Below are 17,125 nucleotides of genomic sequence, written 5' to 3' on the forward strand. Positions count from 1 at the left end.
GCCGCGCTCGGCACGCCGCGGGCTTGGCGGAAGGCCCCCGTGCGGGCGGCGCTCTCCTCAAGGTCGATGACCGAGCGGACCAGCGTCTCAACCGTGCGCCAGGGGGCATCGGCGGGATCAGTTGAAAACATCCCCGGAAAACAGAGCCCGGCGCACTCCGTTACGCCGGACACATCTATCGCATCAGCCTCATGTTAGCGCCTATGGGAGGGCTGGGGAGGGGGCAAGACGTCGCCCGAACTATTCCACCGACACCGATGCAACCACCGCTCATCAGTCCTGCGTTCGCGGCGGTTTTGGTTAGCTCTTCCTTAACCCGACAGGATCATGGTCCGCCCACCGCAAACAGAGCATGCACGCAGGGCGCCTGACCATGGGCCAGAAGATCATCAAGTTCTCCGACAAGAACGGCTACCGCGACGTCGAACTCGACAGCCTGCCGCGCAACGTGCGCGCCGCCGTCACCGACATGGCGGCCAAGAATCCCGTCGCGGGCATCATCGTCGACCAGACGGGCATGCTGTACCGCATTCACCTGACCGAGCCGGCGAACGTTTATCTGGATGTGCTTTCGGTGGCCTGAACCGCGGCACTCTCCCGGACCGGCCTGGCCGGACATACGGCGGCGCACCCGGTGCGCCGCCGTTTCCATTTCAGCGTGCCTTCATTCCGGCAGGACGCGGGCGGTGCGGTCCAGTGCGGAGCGCGGAACCGTCGAACCGAAGCCGGACAGGATCGCGCGGGCATGGCCGGGCGCCAGACCGGTGATGCGGGCGAGGTCGCCGGCATCCAGCCCTTGCTTCTCGGCGGCGTGGCGGATGCGGGTGATGGCGTCGCGTTTCTCGGTGCGTTCCAAGGCGCTGCTCCGGGTGCGGACGTGGTGGGTCATGGAATCCTCCTGTGCGAGCCGTCGGAGGGGAAAAGCGGTGCTGCGGCGCCTCAGTGTGGGCGGCCTTCCAGGCGGCGCAGCGCGCGGTCGAGCGTGGTTACGGGCAACATGAAGACAGTACCGCCCAAAACCGCCCGAACATCCTCGATGTCCAGGCCGGTGGTCGCGGCGACATCCTGTTCGCCGAGGCCGCGGTCTTCGGCGATCAGCGCGATCCAGCCCGCCAGCGTGCGGGCCTGGGCCATCCGGGCCGGGTCGGTCATCGGATGACGGCGCGCCGCCAAGCCGCGGCCACAGGATTCCGCAGGGTCCGTTGGGGTCAGCATGGGCTCCTCCCAAAGAGCATCGGCCAAATCTTCCGGCTTTCTTTTTCGGGCCATGGTGCGCTTCCTCCGCCCAGCGCACAATCCACCCAACGGCTTAATGCCCTTTGCCCGATGCAACCTGGCAAAAGGTTCTGCGACGAAACGTCCCGATCCCACCGCCCCGATTCTCAGGCCCCGACCCAGCGGCGCGTCGGCCCCGTGTCCACATGGACGAAGTTCCGCTTCGCGTAGCAGCCCGCCCCGCCGTCACCGATGGACAGGGCGCAGCGGTACAGATCCACGGCGCGCCGCCCTTGCAGGCGCAGGTCCACCGCCCGCCCTTCGAGGTGATAGCTGTCCCGCGCCGCGCCCTCCACCTTGCGGTTGGTTTCCCGGGACCGGAAGGCCGACAGCACCTCGAACGGGTGGCGGCTGTCCAACGTCTCCTGCATCTCCGACAGTCGGTTCAGAAGGGCGAGGTCGATGCGGCGGCAGGTGTCGGTGCGATGGTCGCGCAGAACCCAATCGATGCGGGCCAACGCCTCCGCCACCGGACGTCCTTCCGCCCAATAGACACCGTCGAAGCTCTCCCCCGTCAGGCGGTTGTAAAGCCGCAGGGTTCGTTCCGGTGCCGGTTCCCACGCGGCGGCGGTGCGGCTGTTGCAGACGCCCACCGCCACGACGGCCCCAAGGCTCAGGATGCCCCGGCGCGTCAACCCCGCCGCCATGGGCTGGTCTTTCCGGGATGTTTGGGAAGCGGTCTGAAGGGAGTGCGTCTGGAAGCGGCGGGAGGAAGCATTCAGCGAAGACAGAAAAGGCATGGAACCACCGGTGCGTTGCGTTACCGAAGCCAAACAGGGGAAACCGGAAAAAGTCGGCACGCCTGATTGACGTCGCCTGATTGACGTCGGGGATGCGCATCGACGCGCCGGGCATGCCATCGGGGCGGGAAAGGGCCGAGTCCCCTGTCCGGCGGCGGCAAAACCGGCGAAACCGCCATCGGTTCCGCCAGGGCACGTAGCATACGGTAGTTTACGCAACTTCCGACCGGATGGGCCGCCACCGCCTTCGGCTCGGAAACTGCGGCCTTCGGGTAAACAGACCACCCTAACGAACAGAGAAGCGGGCGGACTTCGGGAATAAGCATCGGCATAAAAGCACAGGGCCAATGGACATCAGATTTTTCCAATGAAAGAATGCCGCCAAAACATCGACCACCTCTTTTGAGAAAGATCACGCGATGTCTTTCTCTACTTCCGGGAGATGTCGAGAATGACCGAAGGAACGCCACCCGAGCAGGATCGGGTTTTGGATGATCGTGCCGTCCGGGCGCAGCTTGACCGGATTCTCACCAGCGATCATTTCGACGCATCGGACCGGAACCGCCGATTCTTGCGCTATGTGGTTGAGGAGTGCCTGGAGGGACGGTCGCAGCAGATCAAGGCCTATTGCATCGCCGTCAGCGTCTTCAACCGCGAGCCCAGCTTCGACCCTCAATCCGACCCCATCGTGCGGTTGGAAGCCGGGCGGCTGCGGCGCAGCCTCGAACACTACTATCTGACCGCGGGGCGCAACGACCCGATCCGCATCGTCGTTCCCAAGGGCGGTTACGCCCCCCGTTTCGAGCGGGTGACGGACGACCCGGCGCCCGACCTTGCCGGCCAACCCGTTCCGGGACCGGAAGCGTCACGTCCGACCGCCATCCCGATGCGCGCCGCCGGGTTGGCCGCCGCGGTGCTGATCGCGGTCGGGTTGGCGGGCCTGCTGATCGGGCGGAATCTTGCCACCTTCGAAGACGCGGAAGAGGCGTTGGCGCTCGGTCCCCATCCGGTCGCGACGCCGGGCGGACCGGTGGCGGCCTCGCCCACAGCACTCAACACGTCGATGTCCATCGTCGTCGGCCCCTTCCGCACCACCGGGCAGTCGGCGCAGGACGGTGCCCTGGCCGCCATGCTGGCCGACGAGATCGCCGGGGGCCTTGCCAACCGGACCGACCTTCCGGTGCGGCTCGACCCGCCGCCGGCAGCCCCCCTTCCCCATCACGGACTGCGTCTGGCCGGCAGCCTCCAGGCGCGCGACGCGGCGGTGCGCGTCGTCGTGCATCTGACCGACCTCGCCACGGGCACGGTCCTCTGGTCCACCACCCTGGATCGCCCGGTGGGGCCGGAAGGCATGCCCACGGCCCGTGGGCTGGCCGACGCCATCATCGAGCCGGTTGCCGCTCCGCAAGGCCCCTTGCTGCCCGCTGCCGCCGCGCGCCTGCGCGTCAAGCCCACGGCCGGCCTGTCGCCGCGCGAGTGCGCCTTCCTCGCCGCCGGACGGCATGACATTCCGCCGGCCGAGCGCGCCGGTCTGAGCGGGTGTCTGATGTCCGGAGCCAGCGCGCCGACAGCCAGCGCGGGGGATGCCGCGCGCCTGTGGTCGGCGCTGTCCTTGCTTCAGTCCGATGCCTATCGTGTGGAACGAAACGACGCCGCGTTGAACGATGCCCTGGCGGCTGCCCTGCGCGCCACGGAGCTGGACCCGGCGGCCCTCCGCCCGTTGACGGCTCTGTACACCGCCTATTGCCTGCGCGGGCAGTACGCCCCCTGCTTCGCCGCCGGCCAGCGGGCCTTGCAGGCGTCGCCCGGCGATGCCCGCGTGCTGGGTGAACTCGGCCTTTGGCATGTCGAGGCCGGCCAGTCGGCGAAGGGGCTGGCCCTCCTGGAACAAGCCATGGAGCGCGACCCGTCGCAGCGGGAACGGTTGCTGCCGGTCTACGGCTTCGCGCTTCAGCGGCATGGCCACCCGGACGGCACGAAGCTGGAGTTCGAAGTGACGGCCGCCGCTCCGGCCCAGGCCGCCCTTGCCGTCGCCTTCGTGCAGATGGGCCGCATGGACGACGCCAAAGCCGCCGCCACGCGCGCGCTGGCGGCGGACCCCGATTTCGCCCGCCGCGCCGCGCGGGAGCAGCGCATCCAACCCCTGCCCCCGGCGCTGGACGCGGCCATCCGCAACAGCTATGCCATGGTCGGCTTGGCCGCGCCCGAGAGCGAGAGCGAGAGCGTCACGCGTTAAATCACTTCCCCTGCAGCTCTCATACGACGTCGTATGATGAGATTTCCGACGTCGCTCCGGCGGTCAGCCGGTGCCGGGCTGGACGGAACCCTCGTCATCCTCCGCCCGGCGGCGAAGTTCGTCGGATGTGGTTCCGGCGGGCACGGCGTCCTGGAGCGTCCCGTCACCGGGTGTCTTGGACTTGTCTTCCAGCGGGGAGTCCGCACCTGGACCTTCGATGTTCTGGAAGCCCATCTTCTCCTCGTCGATCGACGGATCGGCGCGGGTATTCCTGATGTCGAGCGGTTCGTCACGCTGGTCGCCGTGACGCTTGTCGGGGCTCATACCGAACCTCCTGTTCCTGTGTGAACTCTGCGGTCTTCGCCTCTCCCAACACAATCCCGGAGCGGCTGTTCCACAAAGCCCACCACCAAGCCCCTTGTCATGCCCCTTGCCATGCCCCCCTTGTCATGCTTGGCCCGGCTGCACACATCACGGCGTCGGAAGCGCGCATAAAGTTGACCCGGATGGTCAGGCTATCCTTGACCGCGCCGCGTCACTTCCGTAGGGACTCGGCCCGGTGGACCGTACCGGACAAAGCCGGTATGACCCCACACCCGATCATTCAGCACCCTGCCCCGGCGCACCCTTGCGCTCCGGCGGCCCGAACGGAGAGCGTCATGCTCAACGCCCCCACGCCCACCGTCGACGTTCCGGCGGCCCGGGACATCTTCTCCTTCCCCCGGCACCGGAGGGAGGTGCCGCGGCCCGCCCCGTTCCTGCCGATGACGCGGGCGGAGATGGACCGGCTGGGCTGGGATAGCTGCGACATCGTGGTGGTGACGGGCGACGCCTATGTGGACCATCCCAGCTTCGGCATGGCGATCATCGGGCGGCTTCTGGAGGCGCAGGGCTTCCGCGTCGGCATCATCGCCCAACCGGACTGGAGCAGCGCGGAGCCGTTCAAGGCTCTGGGCAAGCCGAACCTGTTCTTCGGAGTGACCGGCGGCAACATGGATTCGATGGTGAACCACTACACCTCGGATCGCCGCCTGCGTCACAACGACAGCTACACGCCGAACGACGAGGGCGGGAAGCGGCCCGACCGCGCGGTGATCGTCTACAGCCAGCGCTGCCGCGAAGCCTACAAGGACGTGCCCATCGTGCTGGGCGGCATCGAGGCGTCCCTGCGCCGCATCGCCCAATACGACCATTGGAGCGAGAAGGTCCGCCGCTCCGTCCTGGTGGACTCCAAGGCGGACATCCTGTGCTACGGCAACGCGGAGCGGGCGATCATCGACGTCGCCCACCGCATCGCCGCCGGGGAGAAGGCGCGCGAGATCGACGACATCCGCGGCACCTCCATCGTCCGCAGCCGCGTGCCGGACGGCTGGACCGTCATCGACAGCAGCAGCATCGACGAGCTGACCCCCGCCGCCCCGCGCGCCGCCGGGGCCGACCGCACGGTGGTCCGCCTGCCCTCCTTCGAGCAGGTCAGCGCCGACAAGGTGTTGTACGCCCACGCCTCGCGCGTGCTGCACCAGGAGAGCAACCCCGGCAACGCCCGCGCGCTGGTGCAGCGGCATGGCGACCGCGAGGTCTGGCTGACCACCCCGCCAATCCCGCTGACCACGGAAGAGATGGATGGGGTCTACGGCCTGCCCTACGCCCGCGCCCCGCACCCGGCCTACGGCGACGCGCGCATCCCGGCCTGGGAGATGATCCGCTTCTCGGTGAACATCATGCGCGGCTGCTTCGGCGGCTGCTCCTTCTGCTCCATCACCGAGCATGAGGGGCGCATCATCCAGAGCCGGTCGGAGGGGTCGATCCTCAAGGAGATCGAGGAGATCCGCGACAAGGTGAAGGGATTCACCGGGGTCATTTCCGACATGGGCGGGCCGACCGCGAACATGTACCGCATGGCCTGCAAGGACCCGGAGATCGAGAAGGTCTGCCGCCGCCCGTCCTGCGTCTTCCCGGACATCTGCAAGAACCTGAACACCGACCACAGCGACCTGATCCAGCTCTACCGCAAGGCCCGCGCCATCCCCGGCGTGAAGAAGATCAACATCGCCTCGGGCCTGCGCTACGACCTCGCCGTCCGCAGCCCGGAGTACGTGAAGGAGCTGGTGACCCACCATGTCGGCGGCTACCTGAAGATCGCGCCGGAGCACACCGAACCCGGCCCGCTGTCCAAGATGATGAAGCCGGGCATCGGCACCTACGACCGCTTCAAGGAGATGTTCGAGAAGGCGGCCAAGGCGGCGGGGAAGAAGCTGTACCTGATCCCCTACTTCATCGCCGCCCACCCCGGCACCACGGACGAGGACATGATGAACCTCGCCTTGTGGCTGAAGCGGAACGGGTTCAAGGCCGATCAGGTGCAGACCTACCTGCCCTCCCCCATGGCGCTCGCCACGGCGATGTATCACAGCGACCGCAACCCGCTGCGCCCGATCCGCCGCGAGGGATCGGAGACGGTGTTCTCCGCCAAGGGCTTGAAGCAGCGCCGCCTGCACAAGGCCTTCCTGCGCTACCACGACCCGGAGAACTGGCCGGTGCTGCGCGACGCGCTGAAGGCCATGGGCCGCAGCGACCTGATCGGGCCGGGCGAGCACCAGCTCGTTCCGGCCTGGCAGACGGCGGGGGGCGTGGGCAAGGCGGAGAAGCCGAAGCCGGGCAAGACCTTCTACACCCAGCAGGCAGGCAAGGGCCGGCGCACGCCGGTCAAGGGGGGGAAGCCGAGCGGAAGGGCAAGGTAGCCTTTCACCCCCTCTCCCGGGGCGGAAGAGGAAATCGAGGCTCAGCAGTCGTTGAGCGCCTTGATGCGTTCGATCAGCGCCAGCCCGTCGCGTTCGGCCAGCGCGACCTCGGCGGCGCCGTCGCAGACGCGGCCATTCACATGGACATAATGGTAGCGCACGCGCACGGCGTCCCTGCCGATGGGCTCCGCAGCCAGCAGGCGGACGGGTTCACGCATGTTGCCGTAGAAGCGGTTCATGGACGCGATGTCGTAGGCCCCGCTGCCCCGCTTTTCGGGAATGATGTAGGTGTTGGCCCGCGCGGCGTCCGCCTGCCCCAGGGCATCATAGAAAGCGCGCACCGCCGCGACCCCGTCGGTCGGTTGGGGGCGCGGCGTGGGCGGATGGATTTGGGCCGGGTCAGCGCTCGCGGCGGGCTGCGGGATGGACGCAGGGTTGGCTGCGGGCTGACCCGGCCGGACCACCGTGGCCGCCGGGGACGGCTGCGGCGGAACGGGGGCAGGCGGGGCAGGGGGCTGTTCCACCGCCGGAGAAGGAGCCGGAGAGGGAATAGGCTTCGGCACGAGCCGCAGGGGACCTTCGGTCGCCGTCTGGGCGGTGGCTGCACCGGCCAGCAGACATGCCCCTGTCGCCGCCGCGAGTCTCAGGCGCCTCACACGGTCCGCCATCGTCCTCTCCTGTCGAAAAGCGTCATATCCATAGCAAATCCCCATCTCCCGGAGGATTGTCCGGACCGGTCCTCTGGCTTGCATTCCGGCGGGGCGGGCTCTAGCGTGACCGGCATGACCGATGCACAGACCACCCCGATCCGACGCCTCGCCGCTCCTCACGCCGTTCTTCTGGAACAGCCGAGGCACGGCGTCCCGCAAACCAGCGAGATGCTGTTCGGTGAAACATGTACACCGCTCGACCGGGATGGCGACTGGGTGAAGGTGGAGAACCGCACCGACGGCCATGTCGGCTGGCTTCCCCCCGGCACGGACCTGACGGAGCCGGTCGCTCCGACCCATCGCGTCACCGGACGGACGGTCAACCTGCATCCGGCCCCCACCCACAAGGCGGTGCCGGTGGCGGCGCTGAGCTTCGGCAGTCTGGTGACCGTAGCGGAACAGTCGGAGAGCGGCTGGGTCCGGCTCGACAACGGACTGTGGACCTTCGACAAGCGGCTGGAGCCGGTGGCCGTGCCGCTGGACCGCGTTCCGGTGGAGACGGCGCTGCGCTTCCTGGAGACGCCTTATGTCTGGGGCGGGCGGAGCGCCTTCGGCATCGACTGTTCCGGCCTCGTCCAGGTGGCGCTGGGGGCGGCGGGGATCGTCACCCACCACAGCAGCGGGATGCAGCGCAACGACGACCGGCTGGGGCCGATGGTCTCCACGGACGGGCAGGGGATCGACTACCGCCGCGGCGACATCGTGTTCTTCCCCGGCCACGTCGGCATCATGCTGGACGGCGCCACGCTGCTGCACGCCACCGTCTTCACCATGTCAGTCGTGACCGAACCCCTGGCCGACGTGGCCGCCCGCGCGGAGGGCATCACCGGCGTCCGTCGTCCGGTTCTCTAGCGCCCAGCCGATCAAAAGCAGCGTCGGGCCGTCGCCCGCCGCCACGCCCCGCTCGGCCATGGCGCCCAGCGTCGTGCGGTGGTGGCGTTCGTCGGGGCGGCAGCCGTTCTCCACCGCCAGCACCGGCGTGTCGGAGGACAGCCCGCCCGTGGTCAGGCCGCGCCCGACGCGGCGGGCGGCCTCGCGGCCCATGTAGATCGCCAGCGTGCCCTTGGGGTCGGCCAGCCGCGCCCAGTCCGGCTCGGTCGCGTCGCCTTCGCGCGCGTGGGCGGTGACGAAGGTGACGGCGCGCGACACGCCGCGCTTGGTCAGCGACAGCCCGGCGCTGGACGCGCAGCCAAGCGCGGCGGTGATGCCGGGGATCACCGACACGCTGATTCCGACACGCTCCAGATGCTCGATCTCCTCGCCGGCCCGACCGAAGATCATCGGGTCGCCGCCTTTCAGCCGCACGGTGCGCCGCCCGGTGCGGGCCTGGGCCGCGATCAGGGCGTTGATGGCCTCCTGAGAATGGGAGTGCTTGCCCGACCGCTTGCCGACGCAGATCAACTCCGCCCCCGGCTGCGCCAGCGCGAGGATACCCGGCCCGACAAGATGGTCGTAGAGGATCACCTCGGCCTGCGAAATCGCCCGCGCCGCCGCGACGGTCAACAGGTCGGGGTCCCCCGGCCCGGCGCCGACCAGCGTGACGTGGGGCGTGCGCCCGGACACCTCCGGGATGGCGCGGGCGACCCGGCGAGCCGTGCGCGGGCGCAGCACGGAATCCAGAGCGGCGCGCAAGGCGACGATGAAGTTGAAACGCTTGCCCCCGGACCGGGAGACAAGACCGTCAAGCCACATGGCAGCGCTGGGCATCGGCAAGGATCTCCTTGAGTTCGGGAATGCAGGAGCCGCAGTTGGTCCCGGCCCGCAGGGCCTGTCCGACCTCCTGGACCGTGGTCAGGCGTTGGCTCTGGATGGCGGCGATCAGGCGGTTGACGCCCACGCCGAAGCAGGAACAGACCGTCCGCCCCTCGTCCGCGATGGGAACCGGCGAGCGTCCGGAGAGAAGGGCACGGCGGGCGGGCGCGTCCAGCGCCTCCGCCGACAGCAGGTCCACCAGCCAAGCACGGCTGGGCAGGGCGCCGGAGGTGGACAGGAACAGGCAGGCCTCCAGCCGGTCGTGGGTCACCCAGGCGCGGCGCAGAACGCCGCGGGCCGCGTCGCTGTAATCGACCGTCGCCCCGGCGAAGGCGAAGCCCAGCGCGTCCGGGGCGGGCAGGGCGTCCTCGCCGGCCAGCTCGATCAGGTGGCCGCCGGGGACGGCGCGGCGGGACCAGTAGCCGCCATAGGCGGGCTCCACAGGCTCGCGGGCGATCAGGAAGCCGGTCCAGGCGGCGGGGTAGGGGGTGACCGTCACCGGCATCCGCTTCAGGTCCGGCTGTCCCGACACGGGGTCCACGGCCATGTCGTCCACCAGCCGCCCGACGACGCAGGAGGCGGTGAAGCGGTCGGTCCAGTGCATGGGCAGGAAGGCTTCGCCCGCCCGCTGCGCCTCGGTCACGCGCAGCCGGGCCAGCGCCGTGCCGATGGGGGATGCGATGCGGACCAGGGCGCCGTCCGTCAGGCCGCGCGCCGCCGCGTCCTGTGGGTGGAGGTCGAGGCAGGGTTCCGGCGCGTGGGCGGAGAGGCGCGGCGACAGGCCGGTGCGCGTCATGGTGTGCCACTGGTCGCGCAGGCGGCCGGTGTTCAACATCAGCGAACCCGGCTCGACCGATTCAGGCAGGGGGCGGGGCAGGGGACGGGAGGTGACCGGGACGAAACGCGCCCGCCCGTCGTCGGTGAAGAAGCGTCCGTCGGTGCAGAGACGGCGCGTCGGCCCCTCGCCGACCCGGCGCGGCCAAGGGGCGGGAGCGAGCGTTTCAAATTCAGCGTCGGACAGCCCGGCGAGGCCGCCGATGTCGAAGGCGCGCGTGCCGCCGTTCTCGAAGGCGGAGAGGGCGGCGTGCTCGCGGAAGACGTCGGCGGGCGTCTCGTAGGGAAAGGCATCGACGAAGCCCATCGCGCGGGCGACCTGTGTGACGATCCACCAGTCGGGCCGAGCCTCGCCCGTCAGCGGACGGAAGGCGCGCTGGCGGGAGATGGTCCGGTCGGAGTTGGTGACGGTGCCGTCCTTCTCGCTCCAGCCGGCGGCGGGCAGGCGGATGTGGGCCAGCCGCGCCGTGTCGGTGTCGGCGATGCAGTCGGAGACGATGACCGTCTCGCAGTTTGCCAGCGCGCGGCGGACGCGGGCGGCGTCGGGCATGCTGACCGCCGGATTGGTCGCCATGATCCAGACGGCGCGGACCGTGCCCTGCTCCACCGCGCGGAACAGGTCCACCGCCTTCAGGCCGGGCTTGTCCGCCACGCGCGGCGCGTTCCAGAAGCGGCGCAGCCGGTCCACCGACTCCGGCTCGAACCCCATATGGGCGGCGAGCTGGTTGGCGAGCCCGCCGACCTCGCGACCACCCATGGCGTTGGGCTGGCCGGTGACGGAGAAGGGTCCCATCCCCGGCGCGCCGATCCGACCGGTCAGGAAATGGACGTTCAGGATGGCGTTGACCGTGTCCGTCCCTTGAGAGGACTGGTTCACCCCTTGGGAGTAAATGGTGACGGCGCGGCGGACCGTTGCGAATTCAGCGTAGAAGGCCTCCACCTCGGCCAGCGGCAGACCGCAGCGGGCGGCGACATCGGCGGAGGAGGGCGCGTCTTCGCGGGCGGCCTCCAGTGCCTTCGCCAGACCGGCGGTGTGCTCGGCCACGAAACGCGCGTCGATCAGGCCGTTGTCGGCGAGATGGACGAGCAGCCCGTTGAACAGCAGGGCGTCGGTTCCGGGCCGGATGGGCAGGTGCCGGTCGGCCCCGTCCACCGCGGCGGTGCGGCGCGGGTCGATGGCGACGATGCGGGTGCCGCGCGCCTGCTTGGCCGCCAGAAGCCGCTGATTGAGGATCGGGTGGCACCAGGCGAGGTTGGAGCCGACCAGCACGACCAGATCGGCGTGTTCCAGGTCTTCGTAGGTGACCGGCACCGCGTCCGCCCCAAAGCCGCGCTTGTGGCCCGCCACGCTGGACGCCATGCAGAGGCGCGAGTTGGTGTCGATGTTGGCGGTGCCGAGGAAGCCCTTCGCCAGCTTGTTGACGGCGTAATAGTCCTCGGTCAGCAACTGGCCGGAGACGTAGAAGGCGACGGAGTCCGGGCCGTATTTGGCGATGGTGTCGGACAGGCGGCGGGCGACGGCGGTGATGGCTTCGTCCCAGGCGACGCGCCGCCCGTTCACCTGCGGGTGGAGCAGCCGTTCGCCGAGGCCCAGCGTGTCAGGGAGGTTGGAGCCCTTGGAGCAGAGCTTCCCCCGGTTGGCCGGGTGGTCGGGGTCGCCGGAGACGCTCACGGTGCCGTTGGCGGCGACGGAGGCCAGCACGCCGCAGCCGACGCCGCAGTAGGGGCAGGTGGTGCGGACCATCTCGTTCCCAAATTCCCTCTCCCCTCTGGGGAGAGGGGAGGGTGAGGGGGTTGCGCTTGTGCCGGACGCCGCGCCGCGCGCAACCCCCTCACCCCGACCCTCTCCCCAGGGGGGAGAGGGGGAAGAAGGAAGGGGAGAGGGGCTTTCGGCATCACCCATGGCCGCACCCTCCGCGACCCGGACGGAAGGCCGCCAGCCCGAGCTGCACCGCGCCGTCCACCACCCGCACCGGGCAATGGCCGGCGCAGCCCTCGTCGGGGCCGACCGCTTCGCTGCTGGCGAGGTCGATCACCCAACTGTGCAGCGGGCAGGTCACGCGGGCGCCATGGACGATGCCCTGCGACAGCGGGCCGCCGGCGTGGGGGCAGCGGTCCTCCAGCGCGTAGACCTCGTCCGCCACGGTGCGGAACAGGGCGATGTCGCCGAAGTCGGTCCGCACGACGCGGGACCCCTGGCGGGGAATGTCCTCGACCGAGCCGACGGTGATCCAGGAAATGCTCTGATCCATGTGACGTTACCCCACCTGAGCGAGCGGCGCGAATTCATGACGGTCCACCGACCCGCTGGCCCGCTCGGCCCAGGGATCGTCCTGCGAAAAGCTCTGGGAAAAGAGGAAGCGGGCATTGAGGGCCGCCCGGCCTTCCGGGTCATCGACCAGCCGGCGCTTGATGTACTCCAGCCCGACGCGCTCCAGCCACGGGGCGGTGCGCTCCAGATAGCGGGCCTCCTCGCGGTAGAGCTGCATGTAGGCGCCGGTGTATTCCAGCACCTCCGCCTCGGTTTCCACCTTCACCAGCAGGTCGCAGGCGCGGACATGCATGCCGCCGTTGCCGCCGACGTGCAGCTCGTAGCCGCTGTCCACGCAGACGACGCCGAGATCCTTGATGGTGGCCTCCGCGCAATTGCGGGGGCAGCCGGAGACGGCCAGTTTCACCTTGTGCGGGGTCCAGGTGCCCCAGGTCATCCGCTCCAGCTTCACGCCCAGGCCGGTGCTGTCCTGCGTGCCGAAGCGGCACCATTCCGACCCGACGCAGGTCTTCACGGTGCGCAGCCCCTTGGCGTAGGCGTGGCCGGAGACCATGCCAGCGGCGTTCAGGTCCGCCCACACGGCGGGCAGGTCCTCCTTCTTCACGCCGAACAGGTCGATGCGCTGGCCGCCGGTCACCTTCACCGTGGGGATGGCGAACTTGTCCACCACGTCGGCGATGGCCCGCAGCTCCTTGGCGCTGGTCAGCCCGCCCCACATGCGCGGGACGACGGAGTAGGTGCCGTCCTTCTGGATGTTGGCGTGGACGCGCTCGTTGATGTAGCGGGAGCGGCTGTCGTCCTTGTATTCGCCCGGCCATTCGCAGAGCAGGTAATAGTTCAGCGCCGGGCGGCAATGGTGGCAGCCGTCGGGCGTGCGCCATTCCAGCCGCTGCATCGCGTCGGGGATGGTTTTCAGTTCCAGCGCGGTGATGGCCCGGCGCACCTCGTCGTGGGTGCGGTCGGTGCACTTGCACATCGGCTTGGCCTTCGCCTCGCCCGCATAGCCGTCGCCCAGCGTCAGGGCGAGGAGTTGCTCCACCTGACCGGTGCAGCTTCCGCAGGAGGCCGAGGCTTTGGTATGAGCCCGCACCTCGTCCAGGCTGGACAGGCCCTTCTCGGTGATCGCCTTGACGATGGTGCCCTTGCACACGCCGTTGCAGCCGCAGATCTCCGCACTGTCGGGGAGCGCCGCAACGGCGGCCTTAGGGTTTGCCGCCCCCTCGCCTCCGAAACCCTGACCAAAAATGAGGGTGTCGCGGACCGGCGCCACATCGGTCCCGTCCTTCAGCATCTGGAAGTACCAGCCGCCGTCCTTGGTGTCGCCGTAGAGCACGGCGCCGAGGATGCGGTTCTCCTTGACCACCACGCGCTTGTAGACGCCGCGGGCGGCGTCGCGGAACACGATGTCCTCGCAATCCTTGCCGCCGGTGAAGTCGCCCGCCGAGAAGACGTCGACCCCCGTCACCTTCAGCTTGGTCGAGGTGACGGAGCCGGTGTAGGCGGACGCCAAACCACCGGCCAGCCGGTCGGCGGCGACCTTCGCCATCTCGAACAGCGGGGCGACGAGGCCGTAGGTTTGGCCGCGATGCTCCACGCACTCGCCGACCGACAGGATCGCCGGGTCGGAGGTGGTCATGGCGTCGTCCACCTGGATGCCGCGCCCGCAGGCCAGCCCCGCCGCCTTACCCAGCGCCATGTTGGGGCGGATGCCAACGGCCATGACCACCAGATCGGCGGGGAACTCCTGCCCATTTTTCAGGCGAACCGCGGAAACGCGTTCGTTGCCCACAATTTCAGCAGTGTCCGCGCCGGTCAGCACGGTGATGCCCCGGCGTTCCAGCTCGTGACGCAGCAGCGCCCCGGCGGAGCGGTCGAGCTGCCGTTCCATCAGCGTGTCCATCAGGTGCAGGACCGTAACGTCCATGCCCTTGACCTTCAGCCCGTTGGCAGCCTCCAGCCCCAGCAGGCCGCCGCCGATGACCACGGCGCGCCCGCCCTTCGCCGCCGCCTCCAGCATCGTGTCGACATCGGCGAGGTCACGGAAGCCGACGACGCCGGGCAGGGTGGCGCCGGGCACCGGGATGATGAAGGGGGTGGAGCCGGTGGCGATCAGCAGCCTGTCATAGGGAACGGTCAGGCCGGAGATGGCCGTGACGGTGCGGTTCGCGCGGTCGATCACCTCCACCCGGTCGCCGGTCAACAGCCTGATTCCGTTGGCCTCGTACCAGTCACGCCCGTTCAGCACGATCTGCTCGAAGGTCTTCTCCCCGGCCAGCACGGGGGAGAGCATGATGCGGTTGTAGTTGGGGTGCGGCTCGGCGCCGAAGACGGTGATGTCGTAACGGTCCGGCGCCTTGGCCAGCAGCTCTTCCAGCGTGCGGATGCCGGCCATGCCGTTGCCGACGACGACCAGCCGCTCGCGCGAAGTCGGTGGATTGGTGTGCGTGCTCATGCTGTGTGCCCTCTTGCGAGGCCGCGAGGCCGAAAAGAAAAAGGCGCCCGAAGCCCTGGCGACTCCCGCGGGAGTTCCAGGGTTTCGGACGCCGTTGTCCGGGTGGTTCGCCGTCGAACCGGCCATGGCGCCGTTGCCCTGGCCCTGATCTGCCTGTCCTTCTGGCAAGCCGCATGCCAACACTGGCACCAAGGTATGAAAAAGGGACCGGAATGGCGGATTTCCGCCGTTTGCGAGGCCCCGCCTCCGCTGGCCGGTGGCGGGAGTGTCGGGACTCGGACACAAGCTTTTGTCCTGCTTCGAACAAAAAGCGGTCCGAAAGCCGACAAATTGTGCAATGCGTCACCACCAAGGTACTAGCACAAACAATAGGCAATTCGCGTCAAAGCCGCAGGAACAAAGACCTTCGGTCCTGTTCGGCGGCTCACTCAGCCTTTGGCATGGTCCTTGCGAGAGGAACGGCGGGACGCGCCAACGGCGGTGCGTCCATCCCATACGCCCAAGGTTGGGCCCCTCGGCACCGTCGCTGACCCGGTTCGACAGCCCTTCATGGCTGGAGAGCCCTCAACGGCGCGTCGCCGGTGGGGCGTTGGATCGAGGTCGGGCGTGCCGCGTGGGTCCGGAACGAGAGATGGAGCGACCAACGTGACGCGAGACGTGACCCGAGACGTGATCCGACTTCCCGCCTCCCCCCGCACCGCCCTGCTGTCCGCCGCCGCCACTCTGGCGCTGGCGCTGGGGTCCGCCCAGGCCGCTCCGCTCGATGTGGAGAAGGACCAGCTCAAGCTGGGCTTCATCAAGCTGACCGACATGGCCCCGCTCGCCATCGCCGCGGAGAAGGGCTTCTTCGAGGACGAGGGCCTGTCGGTGACGCTGGAGCCGCAGGCCAACTGGAAGGTGCTGCTCGACCGCGTGATTTCCGGGGAACTGGACGGCGCCCACATGCTGGCCGGTCAGCCGCTGGGCGCCACCATCGGCTTCGGCACCCAGGCCAACGTGGTGACGGCCTTCTCCATGGACCTGAACGGCAACGGCATCACCCTGTCGAACGAGGTGTGGGAGCGGATGAAGCCCAACATCCCCAAGGGGGCGGACGGCAAGCCGCTGCACCCGATCAAGGCCGACGCGCTGAAGCCGGTGATCGCCCAGTACCGGGCGGAGGGCAAGCCCTTCACCATGGGCATGGTCTTCCCCGTCTCCACCCACAATTACGAGCTTCGCTACTGGCTGGCCGCCGGCGGCATCAACCCCGGCTACTACGCGCCCAACGACGTGTCGGGGCAGATCCAGGCGGATGCCCTGCTCTCCGTCACCCCGCCGCCGCAGATGCCGGCGACGCTGGAGGCCGGGACCATCTTCGGCTACAGCGTCGGCGAGCCGTGGAACCAGCAGGCGGTGATGAAGGGCATCGGCGTGCCGGTCATCACCGACACCGAGATCTGGAAGAACAACCCGGAGAAGGTCTTCGGCGTCACCGAGGGCTGGGCCGCCAAGAACCCCAAGACCCATCTGGCGCTGGTCAAGGCGCTGATCCGCGCCGCCATGTGGCTGGACGAGAACGACAATGCCAACCGCGCCGAGGCGGTGAAAATCCTGGCGAAGTCGGAGTATGTGGGCGCCGATGCCAAGGTCATCGCCAACTCCATGACCGGCACCTTCGAGTATGAGAAGGGCGACAAGCGGGCGGTTCCCGACTTCAACGTCTTCTTCCGCTACAACGCCACCTATCCCTTCTATTCCGACGCCGTCTGGTACCTGACGCAGATGCGCCGCTGGGGCCAGATCGCCGAGGCCAAGCCGGATGCCTGGTACGACGAGACCGCCCGCAAAGTCTACAAGCCGGAGATCTACCTGAAGGCCGCGCGGCTTCTGGTGGAGGAGGGCAAGGCCAAGGAGGCCGACTTCCCCTGGGCCAGCGACGGCTACAAGCCGCTGGACAACGGTTTCATCGACGGCATCGCCTACGACGGCCGCAAGCCCAACGACTACCTGACGAAGCTGCCCATCGGCCTGAAGGGCGGGCAGGCGGTGCAGGGCGGGCAATTGGTCGGCGGTTGAGACTGCGGACTTCCGAATTCCGCGCAGAGGCTGCGACGGGCCCCCACCCTAACCC

At 68.8% G+C, this 17,125-nt stretch carries 14 protein-coding genes; 5 read left to right on the forward strand and 9 right to left on the reverse strand.

What is annotated here, in order from left to right; all coding sequences use genetic code 11:
- The first annotated feature begins 352 nt into the window (after window positions 1-352).
- Entirely contained in the window at window positions 353-583 is a 231-nt protein-coding gene (locus DS843_RS28790) for a hypothetical protein (RefSeq protein ID WP_286192380.1), read from the forward strand.
- 81 nt (window positions 584-664) lie between these two features.
- Here DS843_RS28790 and DS843_RS28795 read toward each other — a convergent pair whose 3' ends face one another.
- The 3 genes from DS843_RS28795 to DS843_RS28805 form a co-directional block, all read right to left on the reverse strand.
- The gene (locus DS843_RS28795) at window positions 665-889 is read right to left on the reverse strand and encodes a helix-turn-helix domain-containing protein (protein WP_286192381.1); all 225 of its coding nucleotides are present in this window, start codon (window positions 887-889) and stop codon (window positions 665-667) included.
- Window positions 890-939: 50 nt separating this feature from the next.
- On the reverse strand, window positions 940-1,215 hold the full coding sequence (locus DS843_RS28800) for a hypothetical protein (protein ID WP_286192382.1): 276 nt from the start codon (window positions 1,213-1,215) through the stop codon (window positions 940-942).
- A 167-nt stretch (window positions 1,216-1,382) separates the two neighbouring features.
- The gene (locus DS843_RS28805) at window positions 1,383-1,922 is read right to left on the reverse strand and encodes a YcbK family protein (RefSeq protein WP_149472254.1); all 540 of its coding nucleotides are present in this window, start codon (window positions 1,920-1,922) and stop codon (window positions 1,383-1,385) included.
- A 544-nt stretch (window positions 1,923-2,466) separates the two neighbouring features.
- Here DS843_RS28805 and DS843_RS28810 point away from each other — a divergent pair.
- Window positions 2,467-4,251, forward strand: a complete 1,785-nt coding sequence (locus DS843_RS28810) for a hypothetical protein (protein WP_286192383.1) — start codon at window positions 2,467-2,469, stop codon at window positions 4,249-4,251.
- 63 nt (window positions 4,252-4,314) lie between these two features.
- On the opposite strand, the gene DS843_RS28815 is transcribed toward DS843_RS28810, so the two are convergent.
- Complete coding sequence (locus DS843_RS28815) at window positions 4,315-4,575, reverse strand: hypothetical protein (protein WP_149472255.1); 261 nt, start codon at window positions 4,573-4,575, stop codon at window positions 4,315-4,317.
- Between the two features lie 335 nt (window positions 4,576-4,910).
- On the opposite strand from DS843_RS28815, the gene DS843_RS28820 reads away from it, so the two are divergent.
- Window positions 4,911-6,992, forward strand: coding sequence for a YgiQ family radical SAM protein (locus tag DS843_RS28820; protein ID WP_149472256.1), 2,082 nt, complete (start codon window positions 4,911-4,913; stop codon window positions 6,990-6,992).
- A gap of 41 nt (window positions 6,993-7,033) precedes the next feature.
- On the opposite strand, the gene DS843_RS31985 is transcribed toward DS843_RS28820, so the two are convergent.
- Window positions 7,034-7,333: a hypothetical protein gene (locus DS843_RS31985; RefSeq protein WP_286192384.1), complete on the reverse strand. Its 300-nt coding sequence runs from the start codon at window positions 7,331-7,333 to the stop codon at window positions 7,034-7,036.
- Between the two features lie 441 nt (window positions 7,334-7,774).
- On the opposite strand from DS843_RS31985, the gene DS843_RS28830 reads away from it, so the two are divergent.
- Entirely contained in the window at window positions 7,775-8,554 is a 780-nt protein-coding gene (locus DS843_RS28830; protein ID WP_149472258.1) for a C40 family peptidase, read from the forward strand.
- Here DS843_RS28830 and cobA read toward each other — a convergent pair.
- The 4 genes from cobA to nirB form a co-directional block, all read right to left on the reverse strand.
- Complete coding sequence (cobA, locus tag DS843_RS28835) at window positions 8,477-9,409, reverse strand: uroporphyrinogen-III C-methyltransferase (RefSeq protein ID WP_286192385.1); 933 nt, start codon at window positions 9,407-9,409, stop codon at window positions 8,477-8,479. The two genes, DS843_RS28830 and cobA, sit on opposite strands and share 78 nt — an antisense overlap.
- Window positions 9,384-12,032: a nitrate reductase gene (locus tag DS843_RS28840; RefSeq protein ID WP_149472260.1), complete on the reverse strand. Its 2,649-nt coding sequence runs from the start codon at window positions 12,030-12,032 to the stop codon at window positions 9,384-9,386. The genes cobA and DS843_RS28840 overlap by 26 nt, the downstream gene beginning before the upstream one ends.
- 151 nt (window positions 12,033-12,183) lie before the next feature.
- A complete protein-coding gene (gene nirD / locus DS843_RS28845; RefSeq protein ID WP_149472261.1) occupies window positions 12,184-12,540 on the reverse strand; it encodes a nitrite reductase small subunit NirD in 357 nt (118 codons plus the stop codon).
- A 6-nt stretch (window positions 12,541-12,546) separates the two neighbouring features.
- Entirely contained in the window at window positions 12,547-15,012 is a 2,466-nt protein-coding gene (gene nirB, locus DS843_RS28850) for a nitrite reductase large subunit NirB (protein WP_149472262.1), read from the reverse strand.
- Window positions 15,013-15,681: 669 nt separating this feature from the next.
- Here nirB and DS843_RS28855 point away from each other — a divergent pair.
- Window positions 15,682-17,070, forward strand: coding sequence for a CmpA/NrtA family ABC transporter substrate-binding protein (locus tag DS843_RS28855; RefSeq protein WP_286192386.1), 1,389 nt, complete (start codon window positions 15,682-15,684; stop codon window positions 17,068-17,070).
- The last annotated feature ends 55 nt before the right edge of the window (window positions 17,071-17,125 follow it).

The sequence above is a fragment of the Roseomonas genomospecies 6 genome (genome assembly GCF_008365375.1).
Lineage (GTDB): Bacteria > Pseudomonadota > Alphaproteobacteria > Azospirillales > Azospirillaceae > Azospirillum.

Coding starts and splice junctions, on each gene's coding strand:
- DS843_RS28790 (WP_286192380.1), top strand. CDS start 353: ATGCACGCAGGGCGCCTGACCATGGGCCAGAAGATCATCAAGTTCTCC.
- DS843_RS28795 (WP_286192381.1), bottom strand. CDS start 889: ATGACCCACCACGTCCGCACCCGGAGCAGCGCCTTGGAACGCACCGAG.
- DS843_RS28800 (WP_286192382.1), bottom strand. CDS start 1,215: ATGCTGACCCCAACGGACCCTGCGGAATCCTGTGGCCGCGGCTTGGCG.
- DS843_RS28805 (WP_149472254.1), bottom strand. CDS start 1,922: ATGGCGGCGGGGTTGACGCGCCGGGGCATCCTGAGCCTTGGGGCCGTC.
- DS843_RS28810 (WP_286192383.1), top strand. CDS start 2,467: ATGACCGAAGGAACGCCACCCGAGCAGGATCGGGTTTTGGATGATCGT.
- DS843_RS28815 (WP_149472255.1), bottom strand. CDS start 4,575: ATGAGCCCCGACAAGCGTCACGGCGACCAGCGTGACGAACCGCTCGAC.
- DS843_RS28820 (WP_149472256.1), top strand. CDS start 4,911: ATGCTCAACGCCCCCACGCCCACCGTCGACGTTCCGGCGGCCCGGGAC.
- DS843_RS28830 (WP_149472258.1), top strand. CDS start 7,775: ATGACCGATGCACAGACCACCCCGATCCGACGCCTCGCCGCTCCTCAC.
- cobA (WP_286192385.1), bottom strand. CDS start 9,409: ATGCCCAGCGCTGCCATGTGGCTTGACGGTCTTGTCTCCCGGTCCGGG.
- DS843_RS28840 (WP_149472260.1), bottom strand. CDS start 12,032: ATGGTCCGCACCACCTGCCCCTACTGCGGCGTCGGCTGCGGCGTGCTG.
- nirD (WP_149472261.1), bottom strand. CDS start 12,540: ATGGATCAGAGCATTTCCTGGATCACCGTCGGCTCGGTCGAGGACATT.
- nirB (WP_149472262.1), bottom strand. CDS start 15,012: ATGAGCACGCACACCAATCCACCGACTTCGCGCGAGCGGCTGGTCGTC.